At 46.4% G+C, this 19,239-nt stretch carries 15 protein-coding genes; 10 read left to right on the top strand and 5 right to left on the bottom strand.

What is annotated here, in order from left to right:
* Positions 1-10 precede the first annotated feature (10 nt).
* The 6 genes from PV783_RS23775 (at position 11) to PV783_RS23800 (ending at position 9,832) form a co-directional block, all read left to right on the top strand.
* Positions 11-1,156: a FecR family protein gene (locus tag PV783_RS23775; RefSeq protein ID WP_420989854.1), complete on the top strand. Its 1,146-nt coding sequence runs from the start codon at positions 11-13 to the stop codon at positions 1,154-1,156.
* Between the two features lie 121 nt (positions 1,157-1,277).
* Positions 1,278-4,640, top strand: coding sequence for a SusC/RagA family TonB-linked outer membrane protein (locus PV783_RS23780; RefSeq protein WP_420989855.1), 3,363 nt, complete (start codon positions 1,278-1,280; stop codon positions 4,638-4,640).
* A gap of 19 nt (positions 4,641-4,659) precedes the next feature.
* Positions 4,660-6,114 (top strand): RagB/SusD family nutrient uptake outer membrane protein, encoded by a 1,455-nt coding sequence (locus PV783_RS23785; RefSeq protein WP_420989856.1) that lies wholly within the window; start codon positions 4,660-4,662, stop codon positions 6,112-6,114.
* A 14-nt stretch (positions 6,115-6,128) separates the two neighbouring features.
* Positions 6,129-6,896, top strand: coding sequence for a DUF4843 domain-containing protein (locus PV783_RS23790; RefSeq protein WP_420989857.1), 768 nt, complete (start codon positions 6,129-6,131; stop codon positions 6,894-6,896).
* 18 nt (positions 6,897-6,914) lie between these two features.
* Positions 6,915-8,447, top strand: a complete 1,533-nt coding sequence (locus PV783_RS23795; RefSeq protein WP_420989858.1) for a PKD-like family lipoprotein — start codon at positions 6,915-6,917, stop codon at positions 8,445-8,447.
* A 20-nt stretch (positions 8,448-8,467) separates the two neighbouring features.
* The gene (locus tag PV783_RS23800) at positions 8,468-9,832 is read left to right on the top strand and encodes a TlpA family protein disulfide reductase (protein ID WP_420989859.1); all 1,365 of its coding nucleotides are present in this window, start codon (positions 8,468-8,470) and stop codon (positions 9,830-9,832) included.
* Between the two features lie 79 nt (positions 9,833-9,911).
* Here PV783_RS23800 and PV783_RS23805 read toward each other — a convergent pair whose 3' ends face one another.
* On the bottom strand, positions 9,912-10,775 hold the full coding sequence (locus PV783_RS23805; protein WP_336388262.1) for an AraC family transcriptional regulator: 864 nt from the start codon (positions 10,773-10,775) through the stop codon (positions 9,912-9,914).
* Between the two features lie 89 nt (positions 10,776-10,864).
* Here PV783_RS23805 and PV783_RS23810 point away from each other — a divergent pair, with 89 nt between their 5' ends.
* Positions 10,865-12,376 carry an MFS transporter gene (locus tag PV783_RS23810; RefSeq protein WP_420989860.1) on the top strand — a complete coding sequence of 504 codons (1,512 nt, stop codon included), beginning with the start codon at positions 10,865-10,867 and terminating at the stop codon, positions 12,374-12,376.
* Between the two features lie 14 nt (positions 12,377-12,390).
* On the opposite strand, the gene PV783_RS23815 is transcribed toward PV783_RS23810, so the two are convergent.
* The 4 genes from PV783_RS23815 to PV783_RS23830 form a co-directional block, all read right to left on the bottom strand.
* On the bottom strand, positions 12,391-12,936 hold the full coding sequence (locus tag PV783_RS23815) for a dihydrofolate reductase family protein (RefSeq protein ID WP_420989861.1): 546 nt from the start codon (positions 12,934-12,936) through the stop codon (positions 12,391-12,393).
* Positions 12,937-12,999: 63 nt separating this feature from the next.
* Positions 13,000-13,734 (bottom strand): DUF6597 domain-containing transcriptional factor, encoded by a 735-nt coding sequence (locus PV783_RS23820; RefSeq protein WP_420989862.1) that lies wholly within the window; start codon positions 13,732-13,734, stop codon positions 13,000-13,002.
* 44 nt (positions 13,735-13,778) lie between these two features.
* Positions 13,779-14,801 carry an LLM class flavin-dependent oxidoreductase gene (locus PV783_RS23825; protein ID WP_079473417.1) on the bottom strand — a complete coding sequence of 341 codons (1,023 nt, stop codon included), beginning with the start codon at positions 14,799-14,801 and terminating at the stop codon, positions 13,779-13,781.
* A gap of 57 nt (positions 14,802-14,858) precedes the next feature.
* Positions 14,859-15,830 (bottom strand): hypothetical protein, encoded by a 972-nt coding sequence (locus PV783_RS23830; RefSeq protein WP_420989863.1) that lies wholly within the window; start codon positions 15,828-15,830, stop codon positions 14,859-14,861.
* A 617-nt stretch (positions 15,831-16,447) separates the two neighbouring features.
* Between PV783_RS23830 and PV783_RS23835 the strand changes: the two genes are divergently transcribed.
* From PV783_RS23835 to PV783_RS23845, 3 genes are all read left to right on the top strand, one after another.
* On the top strand, positions 16,448-18,124 hold the full coding sequence (locus tag PV783_RS23835) for a tetratricopeptide repeat protein (protein ID WP_420989864.1): 1,677 nt from the start codon (positions 16,448-16,450) through the stop codon (positions 18,122-18,124).
* Positions 18,121-18,786, top strand: a complete 666-nt coding sequence (locus PV783_RS23840; protein WP_420989865.1) for a response regulator — start codon at positions 18,121-18,123, stop codon at positions 18,784-18,786. The genes PV783_RS23835 and PV783_RS23840 overlap by 4 nt, the downstream gene beginning before the upstream one ends.
* 96 nt (positions 18,787-18,882) lie before the next feature.
* A complete protein-coding gene (locus tag PV783_RS23845; protein WP_420989866.1) occupies positions 18,883-19,092 on the top strand; it encodes a hypothetical protein in 210 nt (69 codons plus the stop codon).
* Positions 19,093-19,239: the final 147 nt, after the last annotated feature.

The raw sequence follows: 19,239 nt of genomic DNA on the forward strand, positions 1-19,239 counted from the left end.
TATGAACACCATGAAAAATACCCGATTACATAATCTGACGCAGGATTTCCTTGACAACAAACTGGATGCAGAAGGCCAGCAGGAATTCTATGCACTCCTGCGGGATCCCGGCCAACGGGAAGCCCTTACGGAAAAATTCATGGAGCTTACCGGCTTGCCTGATATGGACCTGGATTTTGATCCGTCCCTGCAACCTTTGCTGGACAATGTGAAGTCGGTAGACCTGCCCCGTAAAACGCCTGTGAAGCGGATGCGTTACTGGCGCTGGGCGGCTGCTGTCGGGCTGCTGGTAATTGCAGGCAGCATATACCGGCTGACGGAAGAGCATGGAAGCACGCCACCTCCCATTACGCAGCGTAAGCCTGTTGCACCAGGAAAACAAGGCGCAGTACTCACCCTCGCAGACGGCTCCGCAGTACTGCTTGATAGTATGAAAAACGGCGTGGTGGCAAACCAGGCAGGAACCAATGTAGTACTAAACAACGGGCAGGTAGTATACAATGCTGAAGAATCCGGCGCAGCTGCTACCGCATACAATACGATCTCCACGCCGAGAGGCAGGCAGTTCAGCGTAGTGCTGCCCGATGGTACGAAAGTATGGCTGAATGCCGCATCATCCTTGCGGTACCCGGTGGCTTTCTCCGGTAATACGCGCGAGGTGCGGATCACCGGCGAAGCCTATTTTGAAGTAGCCGCAGACGCAGCCAGGCCATTCTCGGTACGTTTCAATGAAAAGGGTGTGGTGGAAGTACTCGGCACAGCCTTTAACATCAATGCCTATACGGATGAACCGCTGGTAAAAACTACCCTGCTGAGTGGCAGTATCAGGGTAAATAAACAACAGGTACTCCGGCCGGGAGAACAGGCGAATATTGACAATAATAATGGCATCACCATAGAAAGCAGCGCGGAAACAGAAAATGCAATAGCATGGAAGAAGGGCCTGTTCATGATGAGCAGTACAGATCTGCCCGCATTATTCCGGCAAATATCAAGATGGTATGATATAGAAGTGAACATGAAAGGAGAACTACCTAAACGCTCATTCGGCGGTACTATCGGCAGGGATGTAAACCTTACGGATATTATCGAGGCACTGAATATCTATGGCGTGAATTGCAGATTGGAAAACAATAAACTGATCGTACAACCATAAAGACATTGGCCTGAAAAAAAAGAGAACCGCCCCGTCTGACTCACGGAGCGGCTATTAAGGTCGGGCTAATAAACCAAACACAGGTTCTGTTTTATTTTATCAACCAAAACCAACCAAATGTATGCAATTAATTGCGTTTTTGGTCCGGCATTTCTATGCTCCTGCCGGACTATGTATGAAATTGTTATGGCGTTCAAAAACTGCCACCATTCTTTTCCTGATCCTAAGTCTCCAGGCAGGTACTGCTGCTGCACAAAAGATTAACCTTAACCTGAAACGCGCTTCCCTGAAGGAAATATTCGGGAAACTGGAAGCACAAACAGGTTTGTCCTTCATGTGGGACGAGCAGGTACTAAGAGTATCCTCTCCACAGGACATACAGGTAAGCAATGCCACCCTGCAGGAAGCAATGGATATCCTGTTGAGCAATCAGCCGCTCACCTACCGGATCGTAAACAAAATGGTAGTGATCAATGAAAAGACTATCGCCTCCGTCAAAACGGTTTTGCAGGAAATATCCGGCGCCGTGACCGATGAAGCAGGCAAGGCTGTTCCCTTTGCCAGTGTGCGTATAAAAGGCAGCACCACCGGTACTATAACTTTACCGGATGGGAGATTCAGGTTAGGGGTCAGGGCGTTTCCCGTCACTTTGCAGGTAAGCTGCCAGGGATATGCGCCGCAGGAAATAAAAGTAGCAGGCCCCGGCACCATGAACATCATGTTGAGCAGATCGCAGCAGCAGATCAATGAAGTAGTAGTGACCACCGGTATCTTCAACCGGAAAAAAGAAAGCTTTACCGGCGCTGTAACTACTGTTACTGCTGAACAACTGGCTGCATTCGGTAACCGCAACCTGATCACTTCCCTCCGCAACATTGACCCTTCCTTTAACATCGTGGAGAGTAATGCGTTCGGCTCTAATCCCAACCGGCTGCCGGAAATACAGATCCGCGGAAACTCCAGCCTGCCCAATGTGAATGAGCTGCAGGATGAAACACGCGTGGGCATGAATACGCCGCTGGTGATCCTCGACGGGTTTGAATCCTCGCTGCAAAAGCTGCTGGACATCAATCAGAATGAAGTGGAGTCCATCACCATGCTGAAAGATGCATCTGCCACCGCCATCTATGGCTCCCGTGGCGCTAACGGCGTGATCGTGATCAAAACCAGGGCGCCACAACCAGGGAGACTACGTTTGTCGTACCGCGGCGATGTCAATGTTGAAATGCCCGACCTGACGGCATATCACGTACTGAATGCCCGCGAAAAACTGGAGCTGGAATACAAAGTAGGACTGTACGACAATGCCCGCGCGGAAAATGATGTGCCACTCAAACAATATTACAACTACCTGATGAGTGAAGTAAACCGGGGTGTGGAAACAGATTGGCTTTCCAAGCCAGTGCGCAGCGGCATCGGCCAACGTCATAATGTGAAAATGGAAGGCGGCGACAACGCATTCCGTTACTCCATTTCTGCCCAGGTGAACGATATACAGGGCGTAATGAAAGGCTCTTCCCGGCGGACGTTCAATGGCACCATCAACCTCAGTTACTATTACCGGAATATCCGCTTCACGAACAACCTGCTCATCGGATTGGGTGAGAGTGAAGAATCTCCCTACGGCTCATTTTCCGATTACGTAAAGATGAATCCCTACTGGTCTCCTTACGAGGAAAATGGCCGTGTAAGAAAACTGCTGGGCAATCCGGGTTCCAGTATTTATTCAGGCCGTTGGAGCCCCTTGCCTACCAACCCGCTGTACGATGCTACCCTGAATACTTTCCAGAATTATAAAACCACGGACATCACGAACAACCTTTCCGTGGAATGGCGTATACATCCTGATCTCCTCTTCCGGGCAAGACTGGGCCTTACCAAGATGAACTCTGATTCAGATTATTTCCGGCCCGCAGACCATACAGCGTTTGCCGCTACGGAAGACATTCTCCGCAGAGGTTCTTACCGGTACGGTGTGAACAAAGGCTTCCGTTACGATGCAAGCGCCAACCTCAGCTATACCCGTCAGCTCGGCGCCCATGCACTGTTTGCCGGGTTGGACTATAACATACGCCAGTCCAAAACCTCCGGCTATAGCTTCCTTGCGGAAGGTTTTACCAATCCTAAGTTCGACTTTATTTCAATGGCGCTGCAATATGCGCAAGGAGGTAAACCCGGCGGTGCTGAAAGTCTTACCCGTTCTGTGGGAGTTACCGGAAGTGTGAACTATACCTATGATGAACGATATTTCATGGACCTCTCCCTTCGCTCGGATGGCGCTTCCCAGTTTGGAGCACTTAACCGTTTTGCTCCTTTCTGGTCGGCGGGTGTTGGCTGGAACCTGCATAAGGAGGCCATGTTCAGGCACCTGCCGTTCATCAACCGGCTGAAATTGCGCGGCTCCGTGGGCGTTACCGGTTCGCAGAACTTCAACGCTTACCAGGCCCTGTCTACCTATGGATATTATACAGACGACCGTTATTACAGCTGGACAGGCGCCTATCTGATGGGCCTCGGTAACGAATCGCTGAAATGGCAACAGAAAATGAACTACGACGTTGGTCTTGAAGCTGATCTTTTCAATCGCCGCCTGAGTCTTGTAGCAGACTATTACATCGAAACCACCAACGGCCTTATATCCTCTGTAGATCTTCCCGCATCCAACGGCTTCCCCAACTATATCGAAAACATCGGCAAACTGGAGAACCGCGGAATTGAGCTGAAAGCTACTGCCTTTGTTGTACGCAATCTGCGGAAAGGGTTTACCTGGAGCATCAGCGGCGCATTGGTACATAATGTAAACAAGATCCTGCAAATCTCCGATGCCCTGAAAGCCGCACAGAAAAGCAGTGAAAATGCAACCGGCGCTGTACCCGGCGTGCTTTACAAAGAAGGGTATTCCACCAACACTATCTGGGTAGTTCCTTCACTGGGTATTGATCCCAGCACCGGCAAGGAATTGTACCTGGACAGGAACGGGCAGCCTACCTACACCTGGAACTCACTGGACCTGCGTGCCAGCGGCATCAGCGAACCCGCGTACTTCGGCAACTTCAGCACACTGGTGCGGTATAAGAATTTCTCCATGAACCTGTCTTTCGGCTACCGCTTTGGCGGGCAACTGTATAACCAGACACTGATTAATAAAGTGGAGAATGCAGATTACCGTTACAATGTGGATGCCCGCGTATACGACAGTCGCTGGCAAAAACCGGGAGATAATGCCGCCTTCAAAGGATTGCTGGTAACAGCGCCAACAAACAGGACCTCCCGCTTTGTGCAGGACGAAAAGACGCTCACCATGCAGAACGCCAATTTTCAGTATGACGTAAACAGCTTATTTGCGAAAAAGCTGAAAATGCAGGCGCTGTCTTTCTCCGCCAACATGGCCGACCTCTTTTACCTGTCCACTGTACGCCGTGAAAGAGGAACTACCTATCCTTTTTCCAGACAGATGTCGCTTACTGTAAACGCTCTCTTCTAACAAAAAAAATTAGTGTTCCATGACACCGGTTAAATATATTATCACGGGGCTGTTGGGGATAGCCATATGTACTACCTCCTGCAAAAAATGGCTCACCGTTCAGCCTAAAACCCAGATGCCTTCAGATGTGCTTTTCACCACGGAAAGCGGCTTCCAGGATGCGCTTACCGGGGTATACATCCAGATGAAATCCGGGAACGCCTATGGCCAGCAGATGATCTTTGGTACCATAGAAAGATTGACATCTTCCTGGGATGTAACCACCAACACCACAGAACAGCGCCTCGGCCTGTTCAACTATTCCGACGAAGGCGTGCAGGGTGCGCTGTCCTCCATATATGCACAGGAATACAAGATCATTTCCAGCATCAATGCGATACTCGCCGAAGTGGACACGCGCAAAGAAGTGTTTCTTTCTGCCGGATCTTACGAAATGATGAAGGGTGAGTGTCTTGCGCTGCGTGCCTATTGTCACCTGGACCTGTTGCGGCTTTTTGGGCCGGTACCGGGTAATATACAGGGCGGCACGGTGTTACCGTATGTGAAAAAGATCTCCCGGGAACCGAATCAGCATCTCACCTACGATCAGTATAAAACAGAATTGCTGAATGATCTTAGCGGGGCAGCCGCTTTACTGAAGGATACAGATCCTTTCACCCGGTACTCCCAGGCTGATCTCTCTAATCCAGGCAGTGTTAATTCTCCTTTCAAACCGGAAAATACTTACTCCGCTTTCCGTTTCCTCCGCATGAATTACTATGCGGTGAAGGCGCTGCAGGCCCGCGCATATCTCTGGTTCCGGGATAATGGATCCGCTTATGCGTGCGCCAAAGAAGTGATCAATGCACAGAACCCGGATGGTGGTGCCAAGTTCCGCCTCGGAACACTAAGCGATGTTTCCGGCGGGAATTTCAATCTTTCTATGGAACATATTTTCGGTCTTTATGATTTCCAACTGGCAACAAAATTCGAGCAACAGTTCACATCCGGCGTACTAAAAAAAGGCAGTGGCACCACCACCGTAAACAACCAGTTGTATGGCAATACGGGAACGGATATACGGGAAACTAACCTCTGGGCGCTGATCACGCTGGGCAACGGTTCCAAATGCTACATCATGAAAAAATACACGGCGGCTATGGAAAGTGCTGCCATAGCGCCTTTCCAGATACCTATGCTGCGTGTCAGCGAAATGTACCTGATAGCTGCAGAAACGGCGCCGGCGGGTGAAGGCCAGCAGTACTGGGCTGCTTTCCGCACCGCCCGCAACATCACCGTTTCCACGCTGCCGGCCGACCTCGCGCAGGTACAGTTGGAACTGGTGAAGGAATACAGGAAGGAATTTTTTGCGGAAGGACAGGCATTTTTTGCCTATAAACGCATCAACGCGCCCAAAGCCAGCTTCCTCTGGGCGCCTTCCGCAGCAACCATCAATTACCTGGTACCACTGCCTTTAAATGAATTTGTTCAATAACACAAGCGTAAAGAATGAAACAGATACTCACTGTAGCCCTGCTGACCACTTTACTGGCTGCCTGCAAAAAAGATCAGTATTACCTCTATAACGATATCGCCCGGCTCCAGTTTGGGCCGGCGCCCGAGCGGATCTATACCACCTCCTTCGAAATGGCTGATACGGTGAAGCCGTACACCTTTTATTACGAACCGGCTACCACTATACAGGACACCGTGTTCTTCGACATCTATGCCATCGGGGGCGTGAGTGGCAACGACCGGCCTTTTATCCTTGAACAGGTAACACTCAACGGGGAAGAAAATGCGATACCAGGCACTCATTACAAAGCCTTTTCCGATCCGTCACTGAAAGAGGTGTATGTGATCAAAGCAGGAGAAGTGCATGCCTCCGTACCAGTGATCCTGCTGCGCGATGCTTCGCTGAAAAAGAAAAACGTGAAGCTCCAGATACAGGTAAAAGCTAACGACCAGTTCCAGCCTGGGGAGATCAGAAAACTATGGAGAAGGGTAAACCTCACGGACATGCTTAGTCAGCCTGCAGCCTGGAATGCCTCTGCAGTGCAATACTACTGGGGCAAATACAGCCAGGTGAAACACTCCTTCATGATCAACCAGACAGGCGAAAAGTGGGATGAAGAATTCCTGACCTACGTGAACACCGATTATGCACTGCTCACCTTCTGGAGACTGAAGCTGAGAACCCTGCTGACAGATTACAATAACGCCCATCCCGGTGAGCCGCTGACAGACGAGACGGGTGAAACAGTCGTATTTCCTTAACCTGCAAAACAGCCTTTCATGAAATTGAAATATCAAATCCTGGCTACCTGCTGCATCCTGCTGATCAGCTCCTGTTACAAGGACCAGGGCAATTATATCTACAAGGTCCCGGAAGAGATCAACATCAACGGCATAGAAGCCTCTTATAATAAAGTGTCGCTGGTGGATAAGATCACGATCAATCCTACAGTCACCTCTACTGACCCCGATGCGAAGTTCTCTTACTGGTGGGGAATTTATGAAACAAATGTACAGGGCTCCGCGCCTAAAGTAGATACGATAGGCCGCACCAAAGCACTGGATTACCTGGTAACACAACCGGCCAAAGGCTGGGTGCTGGTGTTCGGCGCAAAGAATGAACATACAGGATTCAGTAAGATAATGACCTCCAATATTAACGTGGTTACCCAGTTCACCCGTGGCTGGTATATCATGAAGAACGATGGCGGTAAAACTGATGTAGACCTCTTCTTAACACCTTCAGCTATTACCCCCGGATCAAGGATGGAAAATGTATTCTCATTGGTGAATGGGAAAAAACTGGATGGAGAAGCAAATCTTTTCGGATTCTATACAAATTATAAATCCAATGTAACAGGTGCTTACGCCAATACCAGGGCGTTGTTCATTTTGTCGGACAAAGATGCCAGCGTGGTAAACATCAATACTTTCAAAGAAATACACGGTATTAACAACCTTTTCTACGAAACACCTTCGGTGAACAGACCAGGCAGTATCAGCGAATCTTCACAGGCCAACTATTTTGTAAACAACGGGCGTCTGCACAGTATTTATTCCATGTCGGCCAACGTGGGCCTGTTCGGCGGTCAGCAGCTGCGCGACGATAACAACAGCCCGTATAATCTTTCAAGATATTTCCTGGCATATCCCTTCGACAACCCTTTCTTTTTTGATGAAACGAGTACTTCGTTCGTTTCCGCTACAGGCACAGGTTCCGTGCTTTCTGCTGTAACAGATGTATCCGGAACAGAAATGCCCGCCAACAGGAACAACAAAACACTGCTGTTCATGGGTGTAAAATCCACCAACCCATACGTTGGCATAGCCCTGTTCCAGGATAAAACAGATCCTTCATTAAAGATACTTTCCACCATCACACCGTCCAATTATGCGTTGAAGATGGTGAATGATACACTGGCGCCAACGGACAAGCTTTACCAGGCGGAACGTTTCGGGCTGATCGTAGCGGATGAGAATATCCTGTATTTCTCTACCGGACAGGAAGTATGGTCACGGAATCTGAGCAATGGCGCTGAACAGCTCCAATTCACCGCACCGGCAGGAGAGAAAATAACGTGTATCCGTCACCGTAAATATACCGGCGGCACTGCCACCGAGCAGTCTTTTTATTACAACTATATGCTGATAGGTACAACCGGTGGTGGCAACTATAAAGTGCGTGCATTTCAGAAAACATCCGGCAACCTGGCTACAGCACCCGATTTCACGATGGAAGGAAAGGGAAGCGCGGGAGATGTGATCTACATTGCGCCACCGATTAACAACTATACATATCCAAACAGTTATTAACCATTATTATCTGAATACAAATGAAAAAATTACATCTGGGTTTAATGGCCCTGCTTTGCCTGCCCGTATTTCTGAAAGCACAGGTAACCATCTCCGGCGAATGGATGCGCCGCCACGACGGTAATGTACACCTCTATCGCGTAGAGCATGGAAGACTGGAAGAAGTGGCCGCGTCCAAACCTGGCGCCGATTCATCTTTCGGATTTTATTTCCGCCCGGAGCGCGAAGGGTTTTATGTGATCGGCACTGGTAATAGTCAGTCTCCTATAGACAAATACAGCTTCTATTTCAAACAAAAAGACCAGCTGAACGTAAAGATCACAGATACCTCTTATGTGCTCACGGGCAAGAACTCTCCCGAGAATCAGGCCGTGGCGAAATGGCACAATACTATCCTGCCGCTGGAAAGGAAAGGCGTTTATTTCAATTTGTCCAGAAGTACCTATGTAGATTTCTTCCCACTGCTGGAAACACTTCACAAGCAGGTGCAGGAAACGAAATTCGCTTCGGCTGGCAACAAGCAGTTTGACAGTGAGTTTGCGAAGTTCCGTGAGCTGGATATACTCCACTGCACCGCTGAGTTGCTGAGTACTCCCCGTTCTGCCCATCCGTCAGCAAACGACTATACGCCGTATTTCAAAAGCATAGATGTTCCGTATTTCACTAAGGATACCCGCCTGCTTCGCTATCCTTACGGTATGCGTATGATGCGTATGGTGCAAATGATGCCAGCCCGGCTGGGTAACGGGGATGTAAAGGACTACAGCATCGAAGCCAGGATGAAAGGTATTGAAAACGATACACTGAAAGGTGAAGTGGTGCTGCAACAGGCAGCCTCGCTTAAAACATACCTGGGCTATATTGACCTGGACAAACAATATGGCAAATACCTGCTCACTTCCGACCAGGTTAACCGCGCCGGCAGCATAAAAACTGAACTGGCGAAGAAAGCCACTGCCGCCGGCGGCCAGGCGGTGAACTTTACCTACCCGGATAAGAACGGCAAACAAACATCTTTGAGTGATTTCAAAGGTAAGGTGGTATTAGTAGACGTTTGGGCTACCTGGTGCGGTCCGTGTAAAGGAGAAATACCCCACCTCAAAAAACTGGAGGAAGAGATGCACGGACAGGACGTACTGTTCCTGAGCGTATCCGTGGATGAGCAAAAAGATCATCAGAAATGGAAAGATTTTATTGCCAGCGAAAAACTGGGTGGCGTGCAACTGTTTGCCAGCGGATGGAGCGATATCGCCAAATTCTATAACATTAAAGGGATTCCGCGGTTTATGGTGTTTGATAAGAATGGAAATATCGTTTCAACAGATGCGCCAAGACCATCAAATAAAGAGTTGAAGTTATTGCTGGAGAGTGAAGTGAAGAAATAATTTTTTTTAAAAACCAATCATTAATGCGAAGAGGCTGCCGGTGGGCAGCCTCTTCTGTTTGGTGTACATAGTTTGAATTTTATCCTGCCTGGACGATTCGTTCAGCAGCTTTGCTTTTTCTATAGCGGGTCAGGCTCAGGTTTTTGTATTTTTTGAAGAATTTATTCAGATGGCTTTCATCGGAAAAGCCAAACTCATACGCTATTTCATTGATGCGCCGGTCACTGAATTTCAGGCGGTGTTCGATGAGACGGATCTTGTAGGTGGCGATAAAATGCTGAAGGGTTTCGCCACACTGATTTTTGAAATAACTACCGAGATAGGTATCCGAAATGTCAAAAGCTTCAGCAATAACAGCAGCCTTCAGTTTTTGAGGCGAAAAGATATTGTTTTGAATGTAGGTAATGATGTCCTGGATGCGCTGATCAGCATTTACTTTCAACTGGGCCGGCTTGATCCTGGCAATGTTCCTGGCGGCAATAACGATCAATGCATTAACAAGGTGCATTTGCAAATCCTCCTCATAGAGATCGCTGTGGCGAACGCCCTGCAGCAACGATTGAGTAATGGACCTCACCAGCGGATAGTCGGACTCATTGCGTAAGATACAACCCGTGAGGTGGGTAGAGTAGTACAATAAACATTCAATCTCACAAATATTCTTCCACCGGTATTTTTTTACATAATCGCTGGTGAACTTAATGAGAAGAAATTCTGTGGTTTCTTCAATATCAAAATTGTAGCAGTCATTAGGAGTCAGCAACATCAGGTTGCCCGTCTTGTAAGCAATCCGGTGACCATTAATACTTAAAAAACCATTGCCTGAAATAATGTAAGCCATCTGGAAAAAAGTAAGCCGTAAATCTTTCAGGGGACAGTCATCCACCTTTCTGTACAAGACTTCCAGGGACTGACGGATATTTTCTTTTTTGAATTCACACATGCTGCAAAAATACCTTTTTATAGTAGAATTATACCGATTTTCTGATCATTAACGGTATAATTTTACAAAAGAATAAAATAAAAATACCCATGATAAAAGTTACACAGACAGGAAAAAATACCGTCGCTTTGGTAGCAGTATGTTTAGCAGCCCTGATGTTTGGCCTGGAGATCTCCAGTGTACCGGTGATACTTCCTACACTCGAAACAGCTTTACACAGTGATTTCAAAGAAGTTCAATGGATCATGAACGCCTATACGATTGCCTGCACTACAGTACTGATGGCCACAGGTACCCTGGCCGACCGGTTTGGCAGGAAACGGATTTTTATCATCAGCATTTTGTTATTCGGCATCACGTCTTTGTTTTGCGGCCTGGCACGCAACACACTTGTGTTAATCATCAGCCGGTTCCTGCAGGGAATAGGCGGCGGCGCGATGCTGATCTGCTCTATCGCTATCCTTTCACACCAGTTCCGGGAAGGACGCGAACGGGGAAAAGCATTTGCTATCTGGGGTATCATTTCCGGCGTGGGGTTGGGTTTTGGCCCCATCATCGGTGGGGCTATTGTAACGATATCCAACTGGCAATGGGTGTTCCTGGTGCATGTGGGTATTGCGATAATCACTACGCTTCTTGTACTCAGAGGGGTACAGGAATCACGGGACCCGCAGGCAAAAAAACTGGATGTAGCAGGCATTATCTCTTTATCACTGGCAGTATTTGGCCTCGTATATTATATTACGCAGGGACAGACTATCGGATTCAGGAGCATCGCAGGGTTAAGCATTCTTGGGGCTGCTGTATTGAGCTTTATTATTTTTTTGAGGGTAGAAAAGAAGCATGCCAACCCGATGTTCGATTTCTCCGTGTTCAGTATCCGTCGCTTCTCCGGTGCTATCATTGGCTGTATCGGTATGAATTTTAGTTTCTGGCCATTTATGGTTTACCTCCCGATCTATTTCCAAAGCGCACTGGGCTACGATATCATCACGGCTGGATTATCTTTACTGGCTTACACACTTCCCACCCTGGTGGTGCCACCTTTGGCAGAACGACTTACGCTCCGCTATCAGCCCCGTATTATTATTCCTTCGGGATTGCTGATGATCGGGCTCGGCTTTCTGCTGATGCGCTACGGCAGTAGCGTAGCGCATGCCAGCTGGTTGACCATGCTGCCAGGTTCACTATTGGCAGGTATCGGGCTGAGTCTTACAAATACACCCGTTACGAACACCACCACCGGGGCAGTTACACCAGATCGTGCCGGTATGGCATCGGGTATTGATATGAGTGCACGCCTGATCACTTTAGCTATCAATATCGCCCTGATGGGATTCATCCTTGTGGAGGGAATCTATTCCTACCTGGAAAGCATTCTTCCCGGGTCTGTTGCCCCTTCCCAGTTACACATGGCAGCGGAAAAAATCGCCGCAGGGCTTTCTGCGCCCGGCCTGCCTGATGCTACCGCGCATGCTGCGCTGGTGTATGGATTTGGCTGGGTCATGCTTTTTGGCGGAGTCGGCGTTTGTATCCTGGCCCTGGTCAGCTTCCTGATCTTTGGTCCGAAAGAAAAAACTGTTGTCCGGGTTACTGCATAATACTCTTCATTGTTTTATCCTTCTGGTTCATAGGTAAGCTGCACCACACCCGATTTGAAAACATTGGTTTCAGTCAACCTTAAACCAATTCTTTCTTTTAAATCTTCAAACAATGGTTTACCAGTTCCCAAAACTACCGGGTGAACTGATACTTTATAGACGTCAATAAGACCTGCATTTATAAATGTTTTGATAAGACTTGCCCCACCATATAACCAGATATCTTTACCGTGTTGCTGTTTAATTTCAGCAACGCGGTTAGTTATGTCCGAATTGATGAATGTAGCCTTTTCATCCTGCCTGTTCTGACCCGAAAAAACAAATTTATTCTTTGAATGTATTCCCTCCCACATCTCTTTTTCTGCAGGGCTGGTAGTTGCATCAGGTTGAAAATTCCCCCAGGCATCATAGCTTACCCTGCCATAAAATATGGTGTCGATACTTGCAATAAAACCGCCGAAATCCATATCATCATCCATAATGCACCAATCCACTTCCCCATTTGGACCTTCAATAAAACCATCCAGGGTTACTGCTAAATTCAAAATTACTTTTCTCATTTAAATTGCTTTTAGCAAAAGTAAATACCAGGCCCGTTTATCTTTTGGAAAAAAACGACAAAATTAAAACTGGGAAGGAGTAAGCCCCGTGTGTCGCTTTATTTCATTGGAGAGATGTGCATGGTCATAAAAACCGCATTCAAAAGCTATATCTGATAAGCTTTTCTTTTGCCTTACATCGCCCATCATAGAAAGAGCTGACTGGAAGCGAATAATATTTACATACTCCTTAGGTGTTAAACCAATATGGGTTTTAAAAGCCCGTTCCAATTGCCTGACAGTTATAAAATTCTTTTTAGAAATTTCATAGATGTTTACGTTTCCTTTAGAAATATGAATATCATTCAAAACGGACTGAAGTGACTGGTTGAGACTTCTTTTTCTATCCAAAAAATATCCAGTCAGATAAGCAGTGGGGGCATTATTTATCTTTCCAATATCAAATGAATGCGGTGAATCAAATTCAAAAGTATGATTAGTCAGTTCATTTTGTGGAGCATAGTTGTAAAAAGACGAAAACACCGCTGGTTTCAGACATACGCCTAACAGATGGGTGTTCCTGTCAATAAAATTATCCTTAAAAGAATTCATTGCTCCTACTACGTATGTTTTCCCATGATCCATAGTAGTTAAGCCATTATCCGTTTTGCAAGGTTCTCCTAAATTTATCACTATTCCAGGACAGCCATCAGGAAATATCCGTTCCCATTGGCTGTCGCTGTCATCACCTTTCAATTCCCAAAAAGAATGGATATACGCCGCTAACGTTATGCAAGGTTTGGTCTCAGTATGTTTCATTTAATGGTGTCAGTCAATGCTTTGTCTTCAGGGATTATTAAAATTTAACGCCAACCTAATCCGGGCGCCACATGCTCTAAAATAGAAGACAATACATGCACATTGTAATCAACTCCTAATGTATTGGGTATTGTTAAAAGAATGGTATCTGCCTCCTGGATAGCTTCATCCTCCGCTAACTCCTTTATGAGTTGATCTGGCTCTGCGGCATAGCTTCTTCCGAAAATAGCACGTTTATCCGGTTCAATCATCCCGATTTTATCAACCCGGTTGGTTTCCTGCCCAAAGAAATAGCGATCCTGATCGTTTACCAGTGCAAAAATAGACCGGCTCACAGAAACCCTCGGTTCCCGATTGTGTCCCGCTTTTTTCCAGGCATCTTTGTACAACCTGATTTGCTCGGCTTGTTGTATATGGAAAGGTTTTCCGCTTTCATCGTACTTCAGGGTAGAACTTTGAAGATACATTCCGTTTTCAGCCGCCCAAACAGCGGTTGCATTAGACGCGGCTCCCCACCAGATACGTTCCCGCAATCCTTCCGAATATGGCTCCAGACGCAGCAAGCCCGGTGGGTTCGGAAACATGGGTGACGGATTAGGCTGTGCAAATCCAACACCTTTTAACTTATCCAGGAATTCCAACGCTTTACGGCGTCCCATATCTGCATCCGTTTCTCCTTTCGCCGGTTCATATCCAAAATAACGCCACCCATCGATTACCTGTTCCGGCGAACCTCTGCTGATTCCCAATTGTAATCGCCCTTCCGAAATTAAATCCGCCGCTCCGGCATCTTCCACCATATACATTGGATTCTCATAACGCATATCAATTACCCCTGTCCCAATCTCTATTTTGCTTGTTTTGGCGCCGATAGCCGACAGTAAAGGAAATGGTGATCCTAACTGGGCTGCAAAATGATGCACACGAAAATAGGCGCCATCCAAACCAATTTCTTCGGCAGCAACGGCCAGATCAATTGACTGAAGCAATGTGTCACTCGCTGTACGGGTTTTATAGGCAGGGTGGTTAGACCAATGCCCAAATGATAAAAATCCTATCTTCTTCATAATTTCTTTTTCGTGCTGAAAAATAAACCTTTATTATCTATTTTTTGCACGCCTTTACTATTTCGTAATCATACCCGTGAGGATGTACTTATCAATAATATAGATGGTAATTGGCTTCAGCTGATGGTCAAAGACCACCGGATGCTCTCCCCCATATGTATAGTATTCGAATTTGCCATTAATTTTAGAATACCAAACCTTTCCTAGCGCCTGGTAGGTGATGGTGTCGGGCCTGGTTATTTTCCTGAAATTTTTCAACTTCATGGTATCTAATGCTATAACCCTTGCATTGGGTATTTTCTGGTTACAGGCTACAGGCTCATAATGATCTTCATGCCAATACATGCAGTTACCACCGGGGCCCGTCTTATCTTTCCACCACCACATGCCGCCTGTTCCCAGTGCCAGCGATAACATAACCGCAGCTGCCAGCGTTTTTGCGGATCTCCCGCTTAATTTTTTTTGATTAACGGTTTCCGCAGTTTTAACAGCCCCACTTTCCTTTCCCTTTGAGCTACCCATCAGGGTTAACATTCCTGGAATTTCCGGAATTACCGGATTTCCGGTTGATTCATCACTTCGCGTTGCAGGCAGGATGGCCGGGGAATCTGTTACCGGGTTCACCTCATTTAACACAGGGGCTCCACTTTCCTCATCATCGCCTGTAACCGTTTTCCCTATTTCCCAGGGCCGGCCGGCAAAATCAATTAGCCAGGCCAGGAGCTCGATATTCTTCTCATCTGTATTTTCAGTCTTCTCTTTCAGATAATTCACCAACGGCCGGAATTTATCCGTGTCGCATCGCTGCATAATAGCATGGCAGCTTCTCCCTTTATTCAAATCTCCACAGAAATCCCTGATAATCTTTTCGTCCCGCCTGTTTACATCTGTTGTGCATTTCTTCACGCATTCCTCTTTGAGTTTCGCAGGGGTGAGGTACATCAGGCCGTGGGGTAGCGTATTGTTTGCCTTCTTTCGTTCATACGCCCGCATGACGAGTTGCTGGTAGTCAGGATAAGATGTCGCCATAAGTAAAATTATAGAACTGAATAATCGGAATTAAACCCGCATTCCCGGAATTACCAGTGGAATACCAGGAATTAAAGGAATTATTGGAATTGTTTGTAAATCAACCACTTACCTCGATCTATCTTTGTTTTGCAATCGGGTAATACCTCCTTAGCTAAGAGGTTCTCTGTACAGAACCGATTCAACCCCGGGCAAAGAAAGCGGGAGCCGGTTACCGGCTTGGGAAGCGATCATCAGCTTCCGTAATCCACGCCCACACTTCCCTAAAAAAGCAAGAAGCGCTTCTTCACTGATTCTAACTCAGCTGCCGGCTGCCCGGCAACCGGCAGCCTATTTCTAAAACATTCAAAAAATTAAAACTATGTTTCACATCATATTTAGCTTTCTCATGGCATTCTTATGCCCCAGCCATTCCAATAACAGCAATCCTAACAATGGCGAACAGGTTACTACTCTGGATGATACCGGTGGCGAAACCGGAACAATTCCTCCAAGAAAACCCTGATATATAATCTACGTGAGGCAAGAAGGTTCTTGCCTCACTTTTTTTGGTTACCTGTCAATTAATAATTCCTCAAAATTGAGAAATTCGATACTTTTAAGAGAAATAATCCCCAGTGCGTCCCTCAAGCATCATCCTGCCCATACTCCTTGGAAGTCTTTTAGCCTGTACATCCAACCGGGAATCCCCGCAACTGATTTCTGCACCTACGCTGGAAAAAGGGGAATCATTCTTCAATAAGAATAACGACTCTGCCTTTTATTATTTTAACCTCGTTGCAACGGGTGCCACAGACAGTTTGGAAATTGCAATGGCCTATACTTATATGGGTATCATCCAGGCATATGAGGGAGATCATTACGGAGGACAGGAGAGCCTTTTGAAATCCCTTACTTATCTCGATGAACACAAAAAAGAAGACCAGGAATGCCTGGGTTCCAACTACCATGAGTTGGGCAATATCTGTCTTAATCTTAAAAACTATGAAGCAGCTATCGATTACTATAATAAAGCGCTAAAATATATAACCCATCCTAAGGCCGAGGCCATTGCCTTAAACAGTATAGCCCTTACTTACCAGAAGAAAGGCGACTATGATCAGGCTATCGGTTTATACAAATCCCTGCTGGTTAAGAGTAAGGACAAGAAAAAAGAATATGCCCGGGTGCTTTCCAACTATGCCAAAACCAAATGGCTGAAAGATTCCACTTATCCCGCCGGGCCTGAGCTACAACAGGCGCTGCAAATCCGTAAGGATTCAAACGACATCAGGGGGCTTAATGCCAGTTATGCGCATCTCTCGGACTATTATTCGCTATCCTCACCAGATTCAGCATTGTATTATGCTGTGAAAAGATACGAAATCGCCCGGGAAATGAATAGCCCCGACGACGAAGTCGAAGCGCTTTCAAAACTTATTACACTTAGCCCTACCAATCTGCTGAAACCTTATTTTGTCCGCTACCAATACCTGACGGATAGTATCCAAACGGCAAAGAATGCAGCCAAGAACCAATTCGCATTAATCCGGTACGAAGCCGCTAAAAATAAAGCCGACAATCTTCAGCTGCAAAAAGATAATGCACAAAAGAAAACCCAGCTGGTGGTACAGCGGTTCTTATTGGCGTTAACCATCCTCTTCTTCATTACCGCCGGAATTATTCTAATCCTCCGGTACCGCAGGCGCCGGCAACAGATAGAATTTGCATCCCGGCAGGCGATACAGGAACATCAGCTTAAAACCTCCCAGAAAGTGCATGACGTAGTAGCAAATGGTTTGTACCGCATCATGACAGACCTTGAGTATAAAGCATCCTTAAACAAGGAGGAGCTGATAGATAAGATTGAGGTACTGTATGAGCGATCCCGCGATATCTCGTACGAAAACCCCACTGTTTCAAAGGTTCCATTTCACGTTAAAATCGACGATTTGCTGGAATCCTTTGGGTCTGACCATATCAAGGTCCTGATCTTCGGCAACGGTCCGATGCTCTGGAGCCGGACCAATGCGCAGATACAGCATGAAGTTGAACATATCCTGCAGGAATTGATGATCAATATGAAAAAACATAGCCAGGCTAATTCCGTGATGATAAAGTTCGAGTGTCAAAACGGCCAGGTTCAAATTCACTATACCGATGATGGCATCGGTATTTCCCCGCAAGTTAAGCATGGGAACGGATTGCAAAATACGGGAAACCGTATTAAAAGCATTGGCGGACAATATACATTTGAACATCCTGTTAAAGGATTAAAAATTCACATTTCCTTTCCAATAGCTCAATCCTTATGATTACAAAGGTACTTATTGCTGAAGATCACGAAAGCGTAAATATTTCCCTCCAGAAAACACTGGAAGAACTGGCCATCACGGATATAGCACATGCCTATTATTGCGATGATGCTTTGTATAGGATCACACAGGCAGTTAAAGCCGAAAGATCTTTCGATCTCCTGATTACAGATTTATCATTCGCTCAGGATGATCATAAGCAGCTATTATCTGGTGGAACGGAGCTAATTGCCGCTGCCCGGGAAGTACAGCCCGACCTGAAAATCCTGGTTTTCTCATTGGAAAGCAGGCAGGCTGTTATTGACCAGCTTTACAATAAGTATGACGTAGACGGTTTTGTCCTCAAAGCCCGGAATGATGTCCAATCACTTAAAGAAGCCATCAATGAAATAGCCAGACACCGGCGCTATTATCCGAATCATATCAGGCAGCTGAACAACAAAAAAAACGCCTACTCATTTTCGGAATTTGATATCACGATCATAACGCTGCTTGCACAGGGAATGCTGCAGAAAGACATACCTGCGCACCTTCAACGTAACGGAATAAAACCATCTGGCTTAAGTAGTATAGAGAAAAGACTCAACCAGATGAAAGATGCACTCGGCTTTACCAAGAATGAGCAATTGGTGGCTCACTGCAAGGATTTAGGCGCTATCTAAGCATCTTAAAAAATTGACAGAAAATATCTAATTACGGTTTCCCATAAAAAAAGAAGGTTAATGGAATATACTTTTGTTTCATAAATTAAAAACACTATGAAAAAGAAGTATTATGTAAACAACAACGCCCAGCTAAACGGCGATCATGAGGTTCACGTCCCTACCTGTGAATATTATCCGATGATGTATAGCCAGACTTACCTGGGAGAATTTGAAACTTGCCAGGCGGCCGTTCGTGAAGCAAAGAAACGTTATCAAAAGTCAAATGGCTGTATATATTGTTGTGCCCCCTGCCATACAAGTTAAACAATAATGCCAGTTCTTTTGTAACCCCCTTGTCCCCTGAATCAATCGAGCCATGAAACTCCTATATGTATGGCTACTTACCAGCTATAGTTACTGCAGTCAAACAACGGTGTATGTCTGCGACAGCAAAAATGCTACGAAGTATCA

Origin of the sequence: Chitinophaga sp. CC14 (assembly GCF_048957795.1) — a bacterium.
GTDB classification, from domain to species: domain Bacteria; phylum Bacteroidota; class Bacteroidia; order Chitinophagales; family Chitinophagaceae; genus Chitinophaga; species Chitinophaga ginsengisegetis.

Coding starts and splice junctions, on each gene's coding strand:
- PV783_RS23800 (WP_420989859.1), top strand. CDS start 8,468: ATGAAAAAATTACATCTGGGTTTAATGGCCCTGCTTTGCCTGCCCGTA.
- PV783_RS23795 (WP_420989858.1), top strand. CDS start 6,915: ATGAAATTGAAATATCAAATCCTGGCTACCTGCTGCATCCTGCTGATC.
- PV783_RS23780 (WP_420989855.1), top strand. CDS start 1,278: ATGCAATTAATTGCGTTTTTGGTCCGGCATTTCTATGCTCCTGCCGGA.
- PV783_RS23840 (WP_420989865.1), top strand. CDS start 18,121: ATGATTACAAAGGTACTTATTGCTGAAGATCACGAAAGCGTAAATATT.
- PV783_RS23790 (WP_420989857.1), top strand. CDS start 6,129: ATGAAACAGATACTCACTGTAGCCCTGCTGACCACTTTACTGGCTGCC.
- PV783_RS23820 (WP_420989862.1), bottom strand. CDS start 13,734: ATGAAACATACTGAGACCAAACCTTGCATAACGTTAGCGGCGTATATC.
- PV783_RS23810 (WP_420989860.1), top strand. CDS start 10,865: ATGATAAAAGTTACACAGACAGGAAAAAATACCGTCGCTTTGGTAGCA.
- PV783_RS23775 (WP_420989854.1), top strand. CDS start 11: ATGAAAAATACCCGATTACATAATCTGACGCAGGATTTCCTTGACAAC.
- PV783_RS23805 (WP_336388262.1), bottom strand. CDS start 10,775: ATGTGTGAATTCAAAAAAGAAAATATCCGTCAGTCCCTGGAAGTCTTG.
- PV783_RS23825 (WP_079473417.1), bottom strand. CDS start 14,801: ATGAAGAAGATAGGATTTTTATCATTTGGGCATTGGTCTAACCACCCT.
- PV783_RS23815 (WP_420989861.1), bottom strand. CDS start 12,936: ATGAGAAAAGTAATTTTGAATTTAGCAGTAACCCTGGATGGTTTTATT.
- PV783_RS23785 (WP_420989856.1), top strand. CDS start 4,660: ATGACACCGGTTAAATATATTATCACGGGGCTGTTGGGGATAGCCATA.
- PV783_RS23845 (WP_420989866.1), top strand. CDS start 18,883: ATGAAAAAGAAGTATTATGTAAACAACAACGCCCAGCTAAACGGCGAT.
- PV783_RS23830 (WP_420989863.1), bottom strand. CDS start 15,830: ATGGCGACATCTTATCCTGACTACCAGCAACTCGTCATGCGGGCGTAT.